Raw genomic sequence first — 3,359 nt, forward strand, 5'->3', positions numbered from 1 at the left:
TATTGTACCTTGAAAACTTCAAACAGAAGAATAAAAGTCCTTGTTGTTGATGAGATGACAAGGCACCTCTAATCAATGCGAAAGCAAAGAGAATGAGTTAACGAGATCTAGGAACGCAAAGTTCTTAGTAAGCTGAAAAAGTCAAGCTACTAAGGGCATACGGCGGATGCCTAGGCGCCATCAGCCGATGAAGGACGCGGTAAGCTGCGAAAAGCTACGGGGAACTGCAAGCAAGTATTGATCCGTAGATGTCCGAATGGGGAAACCCACCTGCCGTCATGGGCAGGTATCCGAAAGGAAGGGAACCCGGGGAACTGAAACATCTAAGTACCCGGAGGAAGAGAAATCAAACGAGATGCCCACAGTAGCGGCGAGCGAAGAGGGCAGAGGGCAAACCGGTGAGCTACGGCTCGCCGGGGTTGAGGACTGCATTTAGTCTCAATGGTCTATCCGAACTACCTGGAAAGGTAGGCAATACAGTGTAAAAGCCACGTAGGTTAAAGACCGGAGAGATGAGCAGTATCCAGAGTACCACGAGGCACGAGGAATCTTGTGGGAAGCCGGGGGGACCACCCTCCAACCCTAAACACTGAATGGCGACCGATAGCGCATAGTACCGTGAGGGAAAGGTGAAAAGAACCCCGGGAGGGGAGTGAAAGAGAACCTGAAACCGTATGTCTACAAGCAGTCGGAGCGAAAGCGACGGCGTGCCTATTGAAGAATGAACCAACGAGTTACGTGCACTAGCGAGGTTAAGTGGAAGACACGGAGCCGAAGCGAAAGCGAGTCTTAAGAGGGCGGATAGTTAGTGTACGTAGACCCGAAACCGCAGTGATCTACCCATGTCCAGGTTGAAGCGCAGGTAAAATTGCGTGGAGGACCGAACCTGTGAGCGTTGAAAAGCTTTAGGATGAGATGTGGGTAGAGGTGAAATTCCAATCGAACGCGGAGATAGCTGGTTCTCCCCGAAATAGCTTTAGGGCTAGCCTCAAGTAGTAAGTATAGGCGGTAGAGCACTGATCGGGCTAGGGGCCATAAAGGTTACCGAACCCTGTCAAACTCCGAATGGTTATACTGTAGAGCTTGGGAGTCAGACTACGAGTGATAAGATCCGTGGTCAAAAGGGAAACAGCCCAGACCACCAGCTAAGGTCCCCAATGTCGTACTAAGTGGAAAAGGATGTGGGGTCTCTAAAACAACCAGGATGTTGGCTTAGAAGCAGCCACCATTTAAAGAGTGCGTAATAGCTCACTGGTCGAGAGACCCTGCGCCGAAGATTACCGGGGCTAAAGTACGAAACCGAAGCTGTGGCTACGACATATGTCGTGGGGTAGGGGAGCGTTCTGTGAGGGCTGAAGTCGTTCTGTAAGGAACGGTGGACTTCACAGAAGTGAGAATGTTGGTATGAGTAGCGAAAAGAATGGTGAGAATCCATTCCACCGAAAGCATAAGGATTCCTGGGCAACGATCGTCGTCCCAGGGTAAGTCGGGACCTAATCCGAGGCATGGAGCGTAGGAGATGGACAACTGGCAGATATTCCAGTACCGGTAATGATTGTTTGAGCGATGGAGTGACACAGGAGGGCAGGCAGGCAGGAGATTGGTTGTTCCTGTACAAGCGTGTAGGATGGGACGCAGGCAAATCCGCGTCCTGTGAGTCTGAGGCGTGATGTGGAGGTTCCGGAAACGGAACTGAAGCTGCTGACCCCACACTGTCGAGAAAAGCTTCTAGTTAGAGAATTACCGCCCGTACCGTAAACCGACACAGGTATGCGGGGAGAGAATCCTAAGGTGCGCGGGAGAACCCTCGTTAAGGAACTCGGCAAAATGTACCCGTAACTTCGGGATAAGGGTAGCCGCTGTTGTGAAGTCTGAACAGACGGAGCATGAGGCGGTCGCAGAGAAGAGGCCCAAGCGACTGTTTACCACAAACACAGGTGCCTGCTAAAGAGAAATCTGACGTATAGGTGCTGACACCTGCCCAGTGCCGGAAGGTTAAGGAAGGATGTCCGGAGCAATCCAAAGCATTCGACCGAAGCCCCGGTGAACGGCGGCCGTAACTATAACGGTCCTAAGGTAGCGAAATTCCTTGTCGGGTAAGTTCCGACCCGCACGAAAGGTGTAACGATTTGGGCACTGTCTCAACGAGGGACCCGGTGAAATTGAAGTACCTGTGAAGATGCAGGTTACCCGCGACTGGACAGAAAGACCCCATGGAGCTTTACTGTAACCTGACATTGGGTTCTGATACATCACGTACAGGATAGGTGGGAGGCATGGAAGCGAGGACGCTAGTCTTCGTGGAGCCGCCGTTGGGATACCACCCTTGATGTATCGGAATTCTAACCGTAGGAGTAACGAAACTCGGGACAGTGTCAGGCGGGCAGTTTGACTGGGGCGGTCGCCTCCCAAAGAGTAACGGAGGCGCCCAAAGGTTCCCTCAGCGCGGCCGGAAATCGCGCGAAGAGTGTAAAGGCAGAAGGGAGCTTGACTGAGAGCCAAACACGGCAATCAGGTACGAAAGTAGGGCTTAGTGATCCGGTGGCATCCAAGTGGAAGGGCCATCGCTCAACGGATAAAAGCTACCCTGGGGATAACAGGCTAATCTCTCCCAAGAGTCCATATCGACGGGGAGGTTTGGCACCTCGATGTCGGCTCATCACATCCTGGGGCTGAAGTCGGTCCCAAGGGTTGGGCTGTTCGCCCATTAAAGTGGTACGTGAGCTGGGTTCAGAACGTCGTGAGACAGTTCGGTCCCTATCCATCGCGGGCGCAAGAGATTTGAAGGGGGCTGCTCCTAGTACGAGAGGACCGGAGTGGACGAACCAATGGTGTACCAATTATCTCGCCAGAGGTATAGTTGGGTAGCTACGTTCGGAAAGGATAAACGCTGAAAGCATCTAAGCGTGAAACCAGCCTTAAGATGAGATCTCTCATAGAGCAATCTAGTAAGACACCTTGGAGAAGACGAGGTTGATAGGTCGGGAGTGTAAGTACAGTAATGTATTCAGCGGACCGATACTAATATGTCGAGGGCTTGACTTGAAGCAAGGACCCGATTTGTCGCAAGCAAAGCGAAGCGAGAAATCGAAAAGGTCGTGCAAACATCGAAAACAGCGACTGAATAAGGAGCGGTTTTCGATGAAGAAGTCAGCTTAAACAAAACGTTAAAAAGAACTTAACGGTTCATTCTTCTGTTGAAGTTTTGAGGGTACAAACCTCAAAATTAAATAATCCGGTGGTGATGGCTAAGGGGATCCACCTGTTCCCATCCCGAACACAGTAGTTAAGCCCTTATACGTCGAAAGTACTTGGCTGGAAGCGGCCTGGGAGGATAGATAGCTGCCGGTTAGAAAAAA

2 rRNA genes are annotated in these 3,359 nt (G+C 51.4%); both read left to right on the plus strand.

Going from position 1 to position 3,359, the window contains the following annotated elements:
* Positions 1 to 139 precede the first annotated feature (139 nt).
* Positions 140 to 3,045: ribosomal RNA gene (locus tag HMPREF9443_RS02145) — 23S ribosomal RNA — on the plus strand.
* Positions 3,046 to 3,234: 189 nt separating this feature from the next.
* Positions 3,235 to 3,351: ribosomal RNA gene (gene rrf, locus HMPREF9443_RS02150) — 5S ribosomal RNA — on the plus strand.
* Positions 3,352 to 3,359: the final 8 nt, after the last annotated feature.

Source organism: Phascolarctobacterium succinatutens YIT 12067 (genome assembly GCF_000188175.1).
Classification (GTDB): domain Bacteria; phylum Bacillota; class Negativicutes; order Acidaminococcales; family Acidaminococcaceae; genus Phascolarctobacterium_A; species Phascolarctobacterium_A succinatutens.